The 16,912-nt window shown below is 37.4% G+C and carries 15 protein-coding genes; 11 read left to right on the top strand and 4 right to left on the bottom strand.

The annotated features are described in order from the left end of the window. Nucleotides 1-127: 127 nt before the first annotated feature. Complete coding sequence (locus tag IEV09_RS06200) at nucleotides 128-934, bottom strand: C39 family peptidase (RefSeq protein WP_188367408.1); 807 nt, start codon at nucleotides 932-934, stop codon at nucleotides 128-130. A gap of 178 nt (nucleotides 935-1,112) precedes the next feature. On the opposite strand from IEV09_RS06200, the gene IEV09_RS06205 reads away from it, so the two are divergent. Continuing rightward, the gene (locus tag IEV09_RS06205) at nucleotides 1,113-1,322 is read left to right on the top strand and encodes a hypothetical protein (RefSeq protein ID WP_188367409.1); all 210 of its coding nucleotides are present in this window, start codon (nucleotides 1,113-1,115) and stop codon (nucleotides 1,320-1,322) included. Nucleotides 1,323-1,484: 162 nt separating this feature from the next. On the opposite strand, the gene IEV09_RS06210 is transcribed toward IEV09_RS06205, so the two are convergent. Next, nucleotides 1,485-1,973 carry a hypothetical protein gene (locus IEV09_RS06210; protein ID WP_188367410.1) on the bottom strand — a complete coding sequence of 163 codons (489 nt, stop codon included), beginning with the start codon at nucleotides 1,971-1,973 and terminating at the stop codon, nucleotides 1,485-1,487. A gap of 26 nt (nucleotides 1,974-1,999) precedes the next feature. After that, on the bottom strand, nucleotides 2,000-3,880 hold the full coding sequence (locus IEV09_RS06215) for a beta-N-acetylhexosaminidase (RefSeq protein WP_188367411.1): 1,881 nt from the start codon (nucleotides 3,878-3,880) through the stop codon (nucleotides 2,000-2,002). 325 nt (nucleotides 3,881-4,205) lie between these two features. On the opposite strand from IEV09_RS06215, the gene IEV09_RS06220 reads away from it, so the two are divergent. The 9 genes from IEV09_RS06220 (at nucleotide 4,206) to IEV09_RS06260 (ending at nucleotide 15,374) form a co-directional block, all read left to right on the top strand. Continuing rightward, the gene (locus IEV09_RS06220) at nucleotides 4,206-5,129 is read left to right on the top strand and encodes an ABC transporter permease (protein ID WP_229731675.1); all 924 of its coding nucleotides are present in this window, start codon (nucleotides 4,206-4,208) and stop codon (nucleotides 5,127-5,129) included. Nucleotides 5,130-5,149: 20 nt separating this feature from the next. Further along, on the top strand, nucleotides 5,150-6,064 hold the full coding sequence (locus IEV09_RS06225; protein WP_188367413.1) for a carbohydrate ABC transporter permease: 915 nt from the start codon (nucleotides 5,150-5,152) through the stop codon (nucleotides 6,062-6,064). A gap of 76 nt (nucleotides 6,065-6,140) precedes the next feature. Next, on the top strand, nucleotides 6,141-7,766 hold the full coding sequence (locus tag IEV09_RS06230) for an extracellular solute-binding protein (RefSeq protein WP_188367414.1): 1,626 nt from the start codon (nucleotides 6,141-6,143) through the stop codon (nucleotides 7,764-7,766). Nucleotides 7,767-7,971: 205 nt separating this feature from the next. After that, a complete protein-coding gene (locus tag IEV09_RS06235) occupies nucleotides 7,972-8,598 on the top strand; it encodes a YesL family protein (protein ID WP_188367415.1) in 627 nt (208 codons plus the stop codon). Further along, a complete protein-coding gene (locus IEV09_RS06240) occupies nucleotides 8,595-10,865 on the top strand; it encodes a helix-turn-helix domain-containing protein (RefSeq protein WP_188367416.1) in 2,271 nt (756 codons plus the stop codon). The genes IEV09_RS06235 and IEV09_RS06240 overlap by 4 nt, the downstream gene beginning before the upstream one ends. 15 nt (nucleotides 10,866-10,880) lie before the next feature. Then, nucleotides 10,881-11,825 (top strand): DUF7916 family protein, encoded by a 945-nt coding sequence (locus IEV09_RS06245; protein WP_188367417.1) that lies wholly within the window; start codon nucleotides 10,881-10,883, stop codon nucleotides 11,823-11,825. 69 nt (nucleotides 11,826-11,894) lie between these two features. Then, a complete protein-coding gene (locus IEV09_RS06250) occupies nucleotides 11,895-12,518 on the top strand; it encodes a YitT family protein (RefSeq protein ID WP_229731672.1) in 624 nt (207 codons plus the stop codon). A 103-nt stretch (nucleotides 12,519-12,621) separates the two neighbouring features. Beyond that, the gene (locus tag IEV09_RS06255; RefSeq protein ID WP_188367419.1) at nucleotides 12,622-14,013 is read left to right on the top strand and encodes a glycoside hydrolase family 1 protein; all 1,392 of its coding nucleotides are present in this window, start codon (nucleotides 12,622-12,624) and stop codon (nucleotides 14,011-14,013) included. Further along, entirely contained in the window at nucleotides 14,013-15,374 is a 1,362-nt protein-coding gene (locus tag IEV09_RS06260) for a beta-N-acetylhexosaminidase (RefSeq protein WP_188367420.1), read from the top strand. The genes IEV09_RS06255 and IEV09_RS06260 overlap by 1 nt, the downstream gene beginning before the upstream one ends. Before the next feature lie 230 nt (nucleotides 15,375-15,604). On the opposite strand, the gene clpP is transcribed toward IEV09_RS06260, so the two are convergent. Further along, nucleotides 15,605-16,186: an ATP-dependent Clp endopeptidase proteolytic subunit ClpP gene (clpP, locus tag IEV09_RS06265; protein WP_188367421.1), complete on the bottom strand. Its 582-nt coding sequence runs from the start codon at nucleotides 16,184-16,186 to the stop codon at nucleotides 15,605-15,607. Nucleotides 16,187-16,385: 199 nt separating this feature from the next. Between clpP and IEV09_RS06270 the strand changes: the two genes are divergently transcribed. Then, a complete protein-coding gene (locus IEV09_RS06270; RefSeq protein WP_188367422.1) occupies nucleotides 16,386-16,904 on the top strand; it encodes a hypothetical protein in 519 nt (172 codons plus the stop codon). The last annotated feature ends 8 nt before the right edge of the window (nucleotides 16,905-16,912 follow it).

Here is a 16,912-nt window from a genome sequence, read left to right on the forward strand (position 1 = left end):
TCTTGTTTTATCCCATTTTAACAACTCCTTCAAGATTTTAAAGTGGATTATATACAAAACAAGCAGTGGCTGCATGAACCACTGCTTGTTTTTTGTGATTTTAAATAATGTAGGCAAGAACAAGCGATTATTTTTCTGTTAAGTATAGGGATTGTTTTCCCATCTTGTTAAAAGTCGCTTCAAATTGATCACGATCAATTGCCCGGTTTTTGGCGTATAGGGGATCATTGACATAGATATTTTGTTCGTCAAAGCCTACGATAACACCTGAATGAATCAAGGGAGTGACTAAATAATCACCTGTGGGCGTTTTCCAGGGAATGAAATCATCGTCTGTTGGTGTCTCAAAATCAAGTGTTGCGATGACCCAAATCGGATTGCCAATCGCGACTTGCTTCAATAAAGTATTTAAATCAGTCTGCGTACTTGCGATAACTTTTAAATGATCAGGGACATATTCTTGAGCCAATCGCTCAATGGGAGGCACGAAGACACCCATCGCCATCACTTCATCGGTCATGCTACCAACAAAACCTTGATTTGGATCCCCTTTTAAACCAGATTCGTACGTTAAAGGGACATGTTCTAGTTCATCAGCAAGCGTGTTTTTGTTTACTTCGATATGATAGTGATTTAAAACCATCGCTAGTGAGGTTACTTCGCAACCGTTAACGAGTGGTGAATGTTTCAATTGGTGTATGAAGGGGACGTCCAGTAACATTTCAGTTATTTCAACTCCAGGTATGGGTTCGATTTTTTGATAGCCCATACTTTTTGTGTCTTCAAAAATGAAGCCTTCAGGTTCTCCAAAGGACATGAACTTACTAAGAGGACGAATAAATGTAATGTATAAAAAAATAATGAGCGCACTGATAATGATAATTCGCTTGCCCCGCTTCGATGTTTCTTGCCACGATTGCTTCCAAAAAGACATGATAGACACCTCATTTCTGTTATTATGTATCGGATGATTGAGGCTTGAAATCAAGCCTTGCTTTCTTTCAAGTTGACAAGCATATATTTTTTCTGAAACTCATGCTATAATGAACTGCTTCTATTCTAGAGGAATTTGAACAAAAGATAAAGACTTATCTAAAGGGAGGAGAAATAATATGAATAAACGTTGGACGATTGAACGTATTCGTGAATTTGTTGAAAAAAATTCAGACAGTAAGTTATTAACGACAGAATACCATGGATTCTCTCAAAATTTATTATTTGAATGTGCTTGTGGCAATCGCTTCGAGAAGAAATTCAAGAAATTTAAAGATAATCATCAAAGAAAATGCGACGTATGCCAACCACCAAAAGAATCACGGTAAATCAGGTGCAATAAAAATCGCTCTGCGCTAAGCAACTGGAAGGGCACACGCCAATCGGTTCTTTCGATTGTGCGAGTGAACAGAAATTGTCGCAAGGCATACTTTGTATTTGCTAGAATCAAAAAACAAGCACGAGTTTTTCACTCATGCTTGTTTTTTTTCTTAAATAAATTGTGTATCACTCATTGAAGTTTCTTCTAGGAACCATTCGCCATCGATCTTAACGAATGTATGGTTCGCTTCAGTAATGTGGTTTCGATATTTATTGCTTCCCTTATTAATCGTTTTTTGGCGGGCAAGGACTTGAATTCTTTCGCCGTCGTCTTTCGTTACTTTGAATTCTAATAACGTATGTTCAACGTCATACTCCTCAAAAAAGGCGGCCATTTCTTTTTTTGTTGCTTCGCGAGCACTTGGAACGAGTGTGCTGACATATAAATCAAGGTCTTCGTCATTGGCAGCTTGTAGATTTTTTTCTAAGACTGCTAAAGCGGCTAATGCTTCTTCTTGATTATTTATTTTACCGGTTACTTCGACTTCGCCGGCTTCTTGATTGATATTGTCACTAATTTTGTTTGCTTGATTAAAATAATTTAAAACAAAAATTAGGAACAGGATGCCTGCAACACCGATAAACATTTTTTTATACATTGTGATTCCCCCTGAGATGGTAACGTCTAAACGTCAGATAGTTTGCTTGGACTTATTATACCATGATAGAGGTTGCGTCCGATAATAATTCCTTCAGGCATTGGGTAAGGACCGTCAAAAGGTAATAGCGTTGCTGCTAGTTCCTCGATTGGCTGATTGTGTTCAAGCCAATTGTTAATGCGCCAAACGGTCGTATCGATGCGACTTAAGATTCCGCCATAACGAATATCGAGCACTTCCCAACCAAAAGCTTTATTGGCCGTAAACCAAATATCACGGTGTCCAAGGCGTAGTGCTTCGACTTGAGCTTTTAGTTTGTTAATTGGCTCAAGTAAAGCACGCATTGCTGCGGTATCAGTGTTTACGTAAGCTGTTCTTAATTTACGACCTAAGTCTGTTTTCGTGACAAGTAGTTGTGCAAAGCGTGTATAGTGTTCGAACAGAGTGGCCGTTTTTTGTGAGTAGACAGCATTTTCTAAATCACTTGCTAAGGCCTCGTAATGCTTGGTCAACTCAAATGGTGCAATCGTTTCGTCATACAGACCAATCAGTAAGTCTTGATACAAGATAATTTTACTAATCGCCGAAGCATTTGGGTTTTCAGGCGCAACACCTGGTGTTTGATCAAAACGATCAAGTAATAAGAAGCTTTCCATTGATTCGCCTTGAATTTCTTCAAAACGTTGCGCTAGTAGTTCATCGGAAACACTCACGTTGAATTGGTGTTCGGCAAAGAGTTGCAAGCCAAGTAAGGCAGTATCAAAGGGTGCTTCTGCGCCGTCATCGCCCCAAAGTGTCGCGTAGATTGATTCAATTCCTTGTTTTTTACAAGCGGCTAACGCAGCGTGCGTGGAAACAATTGATTTCCCGTAGTTTGGCGCAAAGCCATTCCAAGTCCAGATACCTCCAGCGAAGACAATTGGTTTTTCGAGTAACTTATGACTCGTTAGTAAATTTTCATATTCAGATTCTTTGTGATGGTAATAGTCCCAATAAACCATTTTAACGTTCGGGATATTTTTAACCACTTCAGTTGGGATCTCAAAATCAGGATCATAGTAGTCTCCTGTTTTTGAACCAAGACGAAAATACATGTCGCTCCACATTTCAACTTCTAGTTGCAATGCATCGGTAATTTCTAGAACTTTAGCTAAGTGGCGATTCATAATATCAAAACGGTTATCAAAACCATTTTTTTGTAAATAGCGACCGAGTCCCAATGTGTGTGCTTCATCCATACCGATATGAATTTTCTTCGTACGGAATGGGCGAGAAGCGGCTTGAATCGCTTTATCTAAGAATGCATATGTTTGTGGTTCATCCACGAGTAAAATATCTTCCGTGTCACGCATCTCACGTGAAAAATTCCATTTTAAAGGATTTTTTAAATGACCTAATACTTGAATCGAAGGAATGACTTCAATTCCCAAATCAAATCCATAATCATCGATTTCTTTTAATTCAGCAAAAGTATACCGTCCACGTAAATAACCAAAGTAAGGGTATTCAGGAATTTCATAAGTATCTTCCATATAAAGCATTAATTGATTAAGCCCCATAATACTACATGACTGTAAAATTTCTTTGATTTTTTGAACGGTTGGTACGGCGTTACGAGAAGTATCGACCATTGGACCAATTTGTTTGAAATTTGGTTTTTCTTGTAAATGGTATTCAGTATCTTCCCAATGGTTAAGCAGTAATGCTAGTCCACGATAAAAGTGAGCCGGTTCTGAAAAAGAAATACGCATTTCACTTTGTGTTTTTTTGATAGTTAATTCTTGACCAGTGTGTAAAATTTGTACTTCTTGTCCATCCGACGCAATTTCAAACCCTAATTTTGTTGCTAAGTGTGCCAGTCCATTTTGAACAATGCTTAAGTCACCAGAAAACATTATTTTTTTCATCTGAATCGCTCCTTATTAAATTCTCACCGTTAGTATAGTACAAAAGAGAGGATTTGCCTGTTATTTAAGAGAGATACACAGGGAAAGCGCTTTTTACACATCGATATAGAACGCTTTCTTAAATATTTCTTTGACAATTGGCCTTTTATAAAAAGAGCGAAAGGAAAGAAAAATCAAAAAAGTAGTTGATATACCAAGGTTCTCTACGTGTCAAAAACCACATATTGATAACCATTTAGAAAATCGTTAAGCTGAAAGCGTGTTCAGTAAGAACGGATTTGAAGGGGGAAAAAAAATGGAGTTAACCAGTAAAAAACCAAGAGAAATGAGCGCAGCAGAAAAGCGTGAGAATAGGAAGAAGAGAATTATTGCTAGTAAACAATTATATCTTTTCATTTTACCTACATTCTTAATCTTTTTAATTTTCTCTTATATACCAATGTATGGTATCTTAATCGCATTTAAAGACTACATCCCTACATTAGGTGTATGGGGTAGCCCATGGGTAGGATTTAAACATTTTACACGATTTTTTGATTCTTATTATTTCTGGGATTTATTAAAAAATACGTTAGGTATTAGTATTTATTCTTTAGTAGTAGGTTTTCCACTACCAATCATTTTAGCATTAGCTTTGAACGAGATTAAAGACGGTCCGTTAAAGAAATTTTCGCAAACGGTTACGTACGCACCAAACTTTATCTCAACGGTTGTGATGGTCGGTATGATCTTAGCATTCTTAAATCCATCTACGGGTATTATCAACCACGTTGTTCAATTGTTGGGAATGGAACCGATTGCTTTTATGGAAGACCCACGTTGGTTTAAAACAGTCTACGTACTATCTGGCGTATGGCAAGGAACCGGTTGGGGCTCAGTAATCTATTTAGCAGCACTAGCGGGAGTCGACACACAGTTACATGAAGCGGCAATCGTTGATGGCGCAACACGTATTCAACGCATTTGGCACATCAACTTACCAACGATTCGTCCAACAATGGTTATTTTGTTAATCATGAACGTTGGATCTGTGATGAACTTAGGTTATGAAAAAATCTTATTAATGCAAAACCCATTAAACATGGAATCTTCAAACGTGATTGCAACTTTCGTTTACCAACAAGGTTTACTAGAAGCGCAATACAGTTACGCGGCAGCAGTTGGTTTATTCAACTCAGCAATTAACGCGATTCTAATGATTTCAGTTAACAAAATTGCAGCAAAACTTGGCGATTCAAGCCTATTCTAGAAGGGAGCGAATAGTATCTTATGAACAATCGATTAGTCAAAGACACAAAAGCAGATAAAATTTTCATGGGCTTCAACTATATCTTCATCATCTTAGCGGTTGGGATTGTCTTATATCCTTTAATCTATATTATCAGTGCGTCAATCAGTGATCCTCAGTTTGTAAACTCAGGCGAAATGTGGTTATTTCCTAAAGGGATTACTTTAGAAGGTTACAAAACGATTTTAGAGAACAATAGTATCTGGCGTGGTTACTTAAACACAATCTACTATACAGCTCTAGGAACAAGTATTAACTTACTTGTTACATTACCAGCGGCATATGCATTGTCTCGTCCAGATTTTTACGGACACCGTACGTTTACGACATTTTTATTAGTAACGATGTTTGTCAGCGGAGGATTAATTCCAAGTTACCTATTAATTAAAAACTTAGGTATGTTAAATACCGTTTGGGCGTTAGTTTTACCTGGTGCGGCTTCGGTTTATAACATTGTTGTAACAAGAACGTTCTTCCAATCAACGATCCCTCGTGAAATGGAAGAAGCAGCGATTATTGACGGCTGTTCAGATTTCAAACTATTCATGAAGATTGTTTTACCATTATCAACACCGATTATCGCTGTTATGGCGTTATTCTACGGAGTTGGACACTGGAACGGCTTCTTCAGCGCATTGATTTACTTATCAGACAAAGCAATGTATCCATTACAAATGGTATTACGTGAAATCTTAGTCTTACAAGACATGTCTTCAAACTCAATTGGTGGTACGATGACAGGTGAAATGGCACAATTAATGTATTCAAAACAACAATTAGCAGCCGTTATTAAATACGGTGTTATGATTGTTTCAACATTACCAATCATCATGGTATACCCATTCTTACAAAAGTATTTTGTAAAAGGAATGATGGTCGGTTCAGTTAAAGGTTAGACACTATTATTCATATGATTTGATTTAAACGGCATTTGTCGATTTAAAAACAATTTTTAAGGGGAGAAACAAGAGAATGAAGAAATCTAAAGTACTAGTCGGTTTACTTGCTTGTGGCTTATTATTAGCTGCTTGTGGCGGAACGGACTCTAAAAAAGAAGCTGCAAACGTTGAATTAGGAACGGTTGGCGAGTTTCCAGTAGTCAAAGAAAAACTTGAGATGACAATGATGGGCCCAGGTACGGGTTCGGCTGAATGGAAAGATATGGCTGTTTTCCAAACAATGGCTGAGAAATCAAACATTAACTTTACCTTTACAACACCGCCAACAGCGGATTTTGCGACAAAATTAAACTTAGCATTCGCAAGTGGCGATTTACCTGACGTTTTATTTGGAACAGATACAAATTCATTAACACCAGCAATGGAAATGGACTATGGTAGCCAAGGAATCTTAGTTCCAATTGAAGATTTAATCGCAGAGAATATGCCAAACTTCAGTAAAATATTAGAAGAAGATCCATCAATCCGTAAATCAATTACAACACCAGATGGGCACATTTACTCGTTACCAATGATTCACCGAGGAAATACAGCGATCTGGCCACGTGGACCAATCTGGTACAATGGTGAGTGGTTAGAAGCCTTAGATGTCAAAGAATTACCAAAAACAACCGATGAATTTTACGACCTACTTGTTCGTTTCCGTGACGAAGATCCAAACGGTAACGGTAAAAAAGACGAAATTCCATTGACTGACGTAAAATTAGATTCAACACGTCCATGGTTATTAGGCGCATTCGGTTTAACGGATCGTACGATTGAAGAAATCGATGGCGAAGTAGTATACGCACCAATTACTGAAAATTACAAAGAGTTCGTAACATACATGAACAAATTGTACTCTGAAAAATTATTAGACCCAGAAGTGTATTCTCAAGCCGATGAGCAAAAGAAAGCCAAAGGTCAAAACGATCAAATTGGATTATTCCCAGATTGGTTCTCATTCTTTACAACAGGGAAATTAGAAAAAGATGCGATCACAGACCCAATGTTCTACCCATTAACATCAGATATTAGTCCAGATCGTGTAACTCCAGGAAGCACGCGTATGGGTCGTTCAACATTTGCGATTACAAGTCAAAACCCATCACCTGAAGCAGCATTACGTTGGGTAGATTACTTCTACAGTGAAGAAGGAAATGATTTACTAAGCAAAGGTCCAGAAGGCGTATTCTGGGAGTATGCAGAAAATGCTGAAGGCGAACAAGTTCGTGTCTTTACAGAAGGCGTAGATCCAAGCAACCCTGAAGATTTCCGTTCAAAAGTAACACCTGACTACGGAATCATGGTTCCGAAAATGGGTTACCCAGATACACCTGAAAAAGCTGTTTTACCATCAAAAGATGCAGTAAACGATACAACATTCTCTGATTTCATCACTGCTGAAACAGAAGAAAAAATTACACCATTTGCAAAAGTTACTTACCCATTATTATACTTAACAAACGAAGAGTCTGAAAAAGTTCGTGACGCAGCGACTGACTTAAAAACATATGTTGAGCAAATGGAAGCCAAATTTATTACTGGTGTTGAGCCATTAGAAAACTGGGATAAATACGTGAAAACAATTGAAGGTATGGGCGTGAAAGAATACGTTGAAGTATACCAACAAGCGTATGATCGTTGGGCAAAAGAGTAAGATTTAACAAAAAAGCAAATAGATAGTTAGAAAACAAAGATTCGGTTATTCTCGAATCTTTGTTTTTTTGTTTTGTAGCAATAAAAATTAGAATATATGAAGAAAACGTTATTTTTTATCAAAGAATATATCATTTCTGGTTAAAAGTCACTTTTATTTATGGTATGCTAAGTATAGATGTTTTTTTAAAGGGGGACTATTTTTAATGAAAGAAATGAAGGGAATTATAAAAGGAAGTTATGTCTTAGGGCAAACGATTATTGACGGACTACACTTGCAGCTTTTATTTCTCTTATACACCTTGCGAGGTGGCGTAATTCTCGGATTATTCCCAGCGCTCGCATCTGTTTTTCAAGTGATTTATCTCTTTCTCGTTCGAGGAAAAGATTCAGTGAAAGTCAAAGAATCATTTCAACAGTTTTATAAACAATACTTTAAGATGAGTAATTATTTAGGTTACACATTAGCTGCAATCGGCCTCTTTTTAGCTTTTGACTTACGTGTATCAAAAACCTTTATTCAATCGGCAGTGATTCATTATGGTCTGATTGTGCTTCTTGTCTTATTTTTAGGCGCATGCCTTTTTGTTTATCCGGTACTTTGCCGCTACGAATTGACGTATCGTCAGTATCTTCGTCAAGCGGTCGGGTTATTTTTCACGAATATTATTGAATCGATTGCCATGTTATTTGGTACATTCTTAGTGTTATCAATCTATGTTGCTTTTCCAATTTTATTAGTAATCGCGGGCGTACCATTATTTATTTTCCCGTCGATTTGGTTTGGACTTCAAGCAATGAAAAAAATGGAAGAGAAGGCTAGTAAGGTATGAAGAAGCCATTATTTTCAATGAAAAATAGCCGATTTGAATTTAAAACAAAAACATTCTATCGCTATGTTTTTTCATATCTAATGGTTTTTTTGATTCCGTTTTCATTTGTTTCGTTTGTTTGGTACCAGACATCAACTTCAAGTATTAATGAACAAATTGATTTGTCGGCAAAAAATCAATTACTACAAGTGCGTTCAACATTGCTGGATAATTTGGGGCAGTTTGATTTAATTACAACACAGATGCGTTACAATCACTTGCTAACTGAAAAGATGGCAACGCATCCATTTTATTCGAGTGAGACGATTAAGGAGATTCAACGTTATAAACTCAATGGAACCTTGATTGAAGATGTGTATTTACACTTTAATGAAGCGCCAAACCAATTATTTTCTTCAAACGGTTTTTTAGATATTTCAACGTTTATTGAACGACGTTATGATAATTTCTTAATTGATGAAAAACAATTACGGCAATCGTTGGAAACAACGGTACCAATGATTCAATCGGTGCAACAACTCGATAAAGAAAACACGCTAGGACTCATGTTTTATATCGTCCCATTAACATCAGAAGATGGGGTTGCCTATGGATCAGTGATGTACACGATGAAAATGAGTGACATTCAACGGATACTTGATACAGCGATCGATGAAGAAACAGGTAAGGTCTTTTTACTAGATAACCAAAACCGTCTAGTTGCTGCATCATCTGAAGAGGACATGCCAGAATTTATGCATCAACCGTCAAAACTGAAAACAATTTTGACACAAGAAACAGTCAAAAATGAACGAGATAAATTTCGAATAGCTGTGGTTAAAGATGACGACTTCGGCTTAACTTACTTAGCTTTAACCAATTCAAACTTGGCATTGAGTGAAGTGAAATCGGTACAGCAAGGATTATTAATCGTTGTCTTGCTCTTACTTGCAAGCGGTGTCGCGATTGTTTTATTCATTGGGAAAAGACAATACAAACCAATCCATGAATTAGAAAAGTTAATGGAGGAGCAAGTTGGGCGCCTAGCAGCGGATGATGATTTAGATAGTTTAGACAAAATCGGCTATCAAGTTGCCAGTTTCTTACAAGAAAACAAAGAGTTACACCAAGAGATTCGCCGTCAAACGCCTCATGCTCGTGAGCAAGTTTTACGAAAATTGTTAATGGGACGTTTTAAAGACTCTAAAGAAATCACCATTTTATTGCAAGCGGTTGATGTCGAGTTATATGAAGAAGGTTACTTTGTTATGCTAGTCGATACACGAATGGTCACAACAGAAACGAGTATTCAAAATCAAGAGTTTCTGATGAGTTTCTTAGATGAAATTTCAGGCGTGGGTTACCAAGCGTATGGTTCAGAAATGCTATCAACACAAGCAATTGCTTTGCTTGTCAGCTTTGAAAAAGGTGGACAACCAAGTCAAATTGCTAAAGAAATTGTCGCTAAAATTGTTTTAGAAAACGTTGTTGCACCAGCTGTAGGGATTGGTGGGATTGTTCATGAGTTGTCGATGATTAACCATTCTTACATCGAAGGTTTGGCAGCTTTAGAATATCAAACGTTATCAGGCACGTCGAATAAAATTTTACTCTATAAAGACATTAAGTATTCGAAGAACAATGAACCGGGCGCCTATCCGGTAGATGAGCAGTTAAAATTACGTCAAAGTTTACAACAAGGGGATTTAGAAATTGCGACCGAAACCATTAATGAAATGGTTGAAAAAGGGGTCCGTGAACAGCAAACCGTTGCTGGATTGAAGCTCTATAGTTACTATTTGTTAAATAGTGTCTCAACGATTGGGATTGAGATTGTTGGTGAAAAATTTTATCAAGAAGCTGAAAAAGTAGCTGAATTTTCAAATATTTTTGAATTGCAAAAAGGACTCTTAAAAATGAGTCAGAAAATTTGTCAAGTCGTGCAGCAAAATCCTAAAAATGAAGAGTCACAATTACAAAAAGATATCTTTGCTTACCTCAATACGCATTATGCTTCTCGTGAATTTTCACTAGAGAGTGTGGCTGAAGAGTTTGAAGTTTCTGTTTCGTACTTAAGTCGCTTTATTAAAAAAGAAAGTGGCATGACCTTTTCTAAATATATTCAAGATTTACGTTTAGAAAAAATCAAAAATGATTTAATCGAGACCGATGCCCCAATTAAAGATATTATTGCAGCGGCCGGTTACTATGATGTATCGAACTACACAAGAAAATTTAAGTCGATTGTCGGGATGACTCCTGGACAATATCGCGAAAAAAACCGTTAGAAAAGAGGAAATTAAGTGGTAACAAGACTAATTAGTGCAACAACTTCTGAACTTCGTGCAATGAATCGTGAAGAGCTTTTTCAATCAATTAAAGCAAGTGAAGGCCGTGTGATTGTTAGTGAGAATGTCTGTGTCTCAGCGACAGCAACGGACAATACGACCAATGCGGAACTCGCAGCAGCTTTTGGAGCAGACATGTTACTGCTTAATTTGTTTGATTGTTTTAATCCCGTTGTCATTGGATTACCAGGAATCGGTTTAGCGCAAGCCTTTGATTACTGGGAAAACCCAAGTAAGAATACACGCAATCCAATCGCGGAATTAAAGCATTTAACGGGCCGTTTAATTGGAATTAATCTAGAGCCAGTGGCGGAAACGCAAGAAACAATGAGTCAAAAAGTCGAAATTGGCAATGGTCGTAAGAGTACGGCAGCTACATTCCAAGCGGCAGAAAAATTAGGTGTTGATTACATTTGTTTAACAGGCAATCCTGGAACAGGTGTGACAAACGATCAGATTGCACTGGCGATTCAAGTCGGAAAAGCGAATTATAATGGCTTAATTATTGCTGGTAAAATGCATAGCTCTGGGGTCGATGAACCGATTATGACGAAAGAAGCCATTCAACAGTTTGCTGATGCGGGAGCAGATATCCTATTATTACCTGCGGTCGGAACGGTGCCTGGTTTTGATCAAACTGAATTAAAAGAAGCGGTTAAAATGGCGAAAAGCCTAGGGATGTTAACCATGTCTGCGATTGGAACGAGTCAGGAAAGTGCCTCGCCTGAAACCATTCGTCAAATTGCCTTATGGAATAAGATGTGCGGGGTTGACTTGCAACATATTGGAGACGCTGGTTATAGCGGTGTGGCTCCTTGCGAAAACATTTACCATATGTCGGTTGCGATTCGTGGAATGAAACATACGATTCAAATTATGTCACGTTCAATTAATCGTTAATTAAAATAAAAAAAGGATAGATAGGCGAAGGGCTTTTCTATCCTTTTTTGATAGTGAGTGAAGATGAAGATGATAACAAAACAATCGATTCAGTCGATCTTAAAAATCATTTTAGGGAATGCATTGTTAGGGTTGGCTTATGCAAAATGGATGGTGCCGCACACAATTATCAACGGTGGTGTGACTAGTTTGTCTTTGGTTATACAAAAAGTGATTCCTTTAGATTTACCAGTGATTTCAAATAGTTTAACCGTTATCTTATTAATTGTATGCGGTTTATTTTTAGGGAAAAGCTATTTGATGAAATCAATTATTGGCAGTTTATCTTACATGTCATTTTTTAGCTTGTTTTACTTTTTACCCTTTCAGTTAATGATTTGGTTACCGATTGATTTCATTCTAGCCTGTCTCGTTATTGCGATCGGTTATTATTGTTGTTTATCGGAAGGATCGACCACCGTTGGAGTGGATGTTTTAGCGTTAATTATCCATCAACGAAATCCAAAGCGTTCAGTTGCTAAGATGATTCGCAATTTTAATCTATCGGTACTCGTATTAGGTTTTTTGACTTACGGTGCCAAATCAGTCGCGATTGGATTTTTATTTAGTGTTGTTTATACATGGGTTTTAGGGAAATTATTACTCTGGAGTGTCAATCAAACCGATGAGATTCAAGAAACGGTTGAAAATTAAGATGTGTATTTCTTGCGTTTGAAATGTAAGCGAAACACATATTGTTTTGAATTCGTTTTCTTAGTAGAGTGAAGGTAATAAAACATAGGAGGACTGAGGAAAGATGATTAAATTTCCAAAAGATTTTTTATGGGGCGCGGCAACGTCGGCTCCACAAACAGAAGGGGCAGCGCTTGCAGATGGCAAGAGCCCATCGACTTGGGATAAATGGTTTGAAATGGAACCAGAATTATTCCATGACCGTGTAGGACCAAACGATACATCAAATATTTATTACCAATATAAAGAAGATGTTGCATTGATGAAAAAAATGGATATGAACTCATATCGTACATCAATTGCTTGGACACGTTTATTACCAGATGGTAAAACGTTGAATCCAAAAGCGGTTGCCTTTTACCGTGATTATTTCCAAGAGATGCTTGATAACGGTGTCGAGCCAATCATTAACTTATTCCACTTTGATATGCCTTGGTGGTTAATGGAAAAAGGTGGTTGGGAAGCAAGAGAATCCGTTGATCATTTTGCTTTTTATGCAAAAACAGCTTTTGAACAATTTGGTGATATCGTTAAAAAATGGGCAACGTTTAATGAGCCTTTAGTTCATATTGAATGTGGTTACATGGGTGATGCACACTGGCCGAAAGTTCGTGATTTTAAACGTGCGATTCAAGTTGGTTATCATACTATGTTAGCGCACGCGAAAGCAGTTGAAGCCTATCGTAACAACCCACATAACGATGGGAAGATTTCGATTATCTTAAACTTAGCACCAGTTTATACTAAGAGTGACGATCCAGCTGACCAAGAAGCACGTCGTCGTGCCGATTTAATTTATATTCGTAGTTTCTTAGATCCAGTTGTTTTAGGACATTTCCCAGAAGAATTAATTGAAATGTTCCGTGAAAGTGATTTATTACCAGTCGTTGAAGAAGGCGATCGCGAAATTTTTGCAAACAACATTGTCGATTTTGTGGGTGTAAACTATTACCAACCGTTACGCGTGCAAGCAGTTGAAAATCCAGTTTTCCCGGCACAATCTCCAAGAGCGTGGGCACGTGGGTATGACTGGCCTGAAAAACGCATCAACCCTCACCGTGGTTGGGAAATTTTCCCAGAAGGTATCTACACCATTGCAATGCGTATGAAAAACGACTATGGCAACATGCCTTGGTTTATTTCTGAAAATGGAATGGGTGTTGAAGGTGAAGAGAAATTTATGGACGAAAACGGTGTAATTCAAGATGACTACCGTATTGAATTCTTAGAAGAACACTTAGAATACTTAGCGCAAGCAATTGACGAAGGCAGTAACTGTTTTGGTTACCATATGTGGACATTCTCAGATTGCTGGTCATGGTTAAATGCTTACAAAAACCGTTACGGCTATTACCGTATTAACCGCGATGATAATTACCGTCGTTCAGACAAGGCAAGTAGTTACTGGATGAAAGATGTGATTAACAATCACGGGTTTAAAAAAGGAGAAAAGTAATGTTTTTGACAAATGAATGGATCCTTTCAGTGAATCATCCAAGTCTTTTAGTTGTTGCGCGTCGCATCAATCAATTACTTGAAAAAGTGGGACAAGTAAAAGGACGTATTTCCCAGACGGAGACAGGTTTAGTCGAGTTACGTTTAGACCGTCAGGTAAATGCGAATACAATTGAAAAAAATGAAAGAATCGTGGTAACTGCAAAATGTACAAAAGCGGTTTTACGTACAGCAACTCATGCAATTTTACGTGAACTGTTAGGCCAGTTAGCCGTAGGGGTTACCACTGTTGACTATGCGCAAGGTCGTCGCATTTTTATGCTGGACATGGCTCGTAAATATTATTCAAAAGCAACAATTATAAAATTTATTGATGCCTTGAGTTTTGCGCAATTCAATTTCTTACAGCTGCATTTTTCTGAAAATGAAGGTTTCCGGATTGAATGTCAAACGGCACCAGAAATCGTCTCGGATGAATTTTTAACGAAAGCGGAAATCAAAGAAATCATTCAATATGCACACGTTGCAGGTATTGAAATTATTCCTGATTTTGATAGTCCTGGACATTTGAAGCAAATCTTGAAAAATCGTCCTGAGTGGCAGCTTGTTAAAAAGAATGAAGCGGGTGAGTTGGAAAAAAATCCAACGGCACTTGATATTTCTAATCCTGAAGCGGTGGCGTTTATCGTCTCGATTTACGAAGAATTTGCCCAATTGTTTACGAGTAGTCGATACTTCCATATCGGTGCCGATGAGTTTGTTGATTTCGATGAGATGGAAGCTTATCCGGAGATTCAAGCACACGCCAAGGCTGTCTATGGTGAACAGGCTGAAGGAATCGATGCTTTCGTAGGCTATGTGAACCATATTATTGAAAAGATGAACCAATTTGGTTTTATCCCTCAAGTTTGGAATGATGGTTTCTTCCGCTTAAATCGTGCTGAAGTTGTGAAATTATCGCAAGATGTTGAAATTTCTTACTGGACGAAGTGGAATAAAAACATGGCGCCAGTTGAAACATTTATTGAAAAAGGCTATACAGTAACGAACTTCAATGACAATTATTTTTATTATGTGTTAGGTGAAAATGCCGGCTATACGTATCCGCAATACGATAAAGTCGTAACGCACTGGAAGCCAGATATGTGGCCACAAGAACAAGTGATAGCTGTAGAACCGGTACAGTTGCCAGGTGTCGCAGTGGCTGTTTGGAATGACATTCCAGACGCACAAACACAAGAAGAAGTGTTAAACAACGTTTCGCAAATCTTCTTTGCAGTGATGCAAAAACAAAGTAACGCAGTCTTTGCAACCAAAGAGCAAATTGAGACATTCTTAACAACATTGTTTGAAGATAAATAATTAAAAAGAATCGATTTGTTGGAAAACTCCTTCAAATCGATTCTTTTTAATTTTGTCTATTTAAGTAAACAAGGGCCTGTGACATCAGTCACGAGCCCTTGTTGTTATACGTACATTTGATAGATAAATGGATGGGAAAGTCTGCTCTTTCGAAAAACGTCACTACGAAAATTGTTTGAACGTACTTCAGCTTCTCAGAGCAATGCGACTTGTGTCAGACATCCTCTTTATTATTTTGTAACCATTACTTCGTCAACTAAACCATAAGCTTTCGCTTCTTCAGCTGACATAAAGTTGTCACGGTCAGTATCTTTTTCGATGACTTCAATTGGTTGACCCGTACGTTCTGCTAAAATTTTGTTTAAGCGATCACGTGTTTTTAAAATATGGCGTGCTGCAATTTCGATTTCTGTTGCTTGTCCTTGTGCGCCACCTAATGGTTGGTGAATCATAACTTCTGCATTTGGTAATGCAAAACGTTTGCCTTTTGTTCCGGCAGCTAATAAGAAACTTCCCATTGAGGCAGCCATACCCATTACGATTGTTTGAACGTCAGATTTAACGAAGTTCATCGTGTCAAAAATGGCCAAACCAGCTGTTACGCTACCACCAGGGGAGTTGATGTACAAGTAAATATCTTTTTCAGAATCTTGCGCATCTAAAAATAAAAGTTGGGCAATGATTGTGTTAGCTAAATCATCGGTAACTGGACCACTTAGCATAATGATACGGTCTTTTAATAAACGTGAGTAAATGTCATAAGCTCTTTCACCGCGAGATGATTGTTCAATGACTGTTGGAATTAAATTCATAGGAAAAAATCCTCCTTTTTAATTTTGCTAAATTTCACTAATAGCATAACATATCTATTGAGAATTAAATAGAATAATTCTTTATTTAGCTAGGTAAATTATACCTCTAAGGTCAATAAAGGTCAAATAAAAAAACCGAATAAAAAAACCAAAATATGTTAGAATGAAGAAAGAATAAGTAAAGGGGTGGATAGTAGAGATGTCAATGTTTATTGCAGGCCTAAGTGGCGTAATTGTAGGAGGATTGTTAGTTGGGTTAGCGTTTTACTTTTATATGCGAATGATCGATCAAAAAGAAAAACGTGAGCGTGTGATGACCCATAAAGTACGTGAAATTGAAACGTTAATTGCTTTAAATCAAAAAGTCGTGGAGATTTTAGAGAAACGGATTTTATTAATGGATAAATATGTTAGCTTTGATGCCTTTGACGACTGTTACATCACAGTAGACGACTATGTTTATTTGCAATCATATGCGGCTCACAATAGTTTTTATTTACCCAACCATTTTTTAGAAGAGTTCTTTAAACAGATTTCAATGCGTCGAGCGGTATTATCGCCAGAAGAAACGATTGCAATCGGCGGTTATACTTTTAGAGGCGGTCGTGTCATAATGGAGCAGTTATCCGATAATATGACTGAAATGATTTACGAACGTAAAGTTCAATTAAATAAATTAACTAAAGAGCCGATGTCATTGTTTTCAAAAACATTTTAAAGGCGTGT

This window comes from Enterococcus alcedinis (assembly GCF_014635985.1).
GTDB lineage: Bacteria > Bacillota > Bacilli > Lactobacillales > Enterococcaceae > Enterococcus_I > Enterococcus_I alcedinis.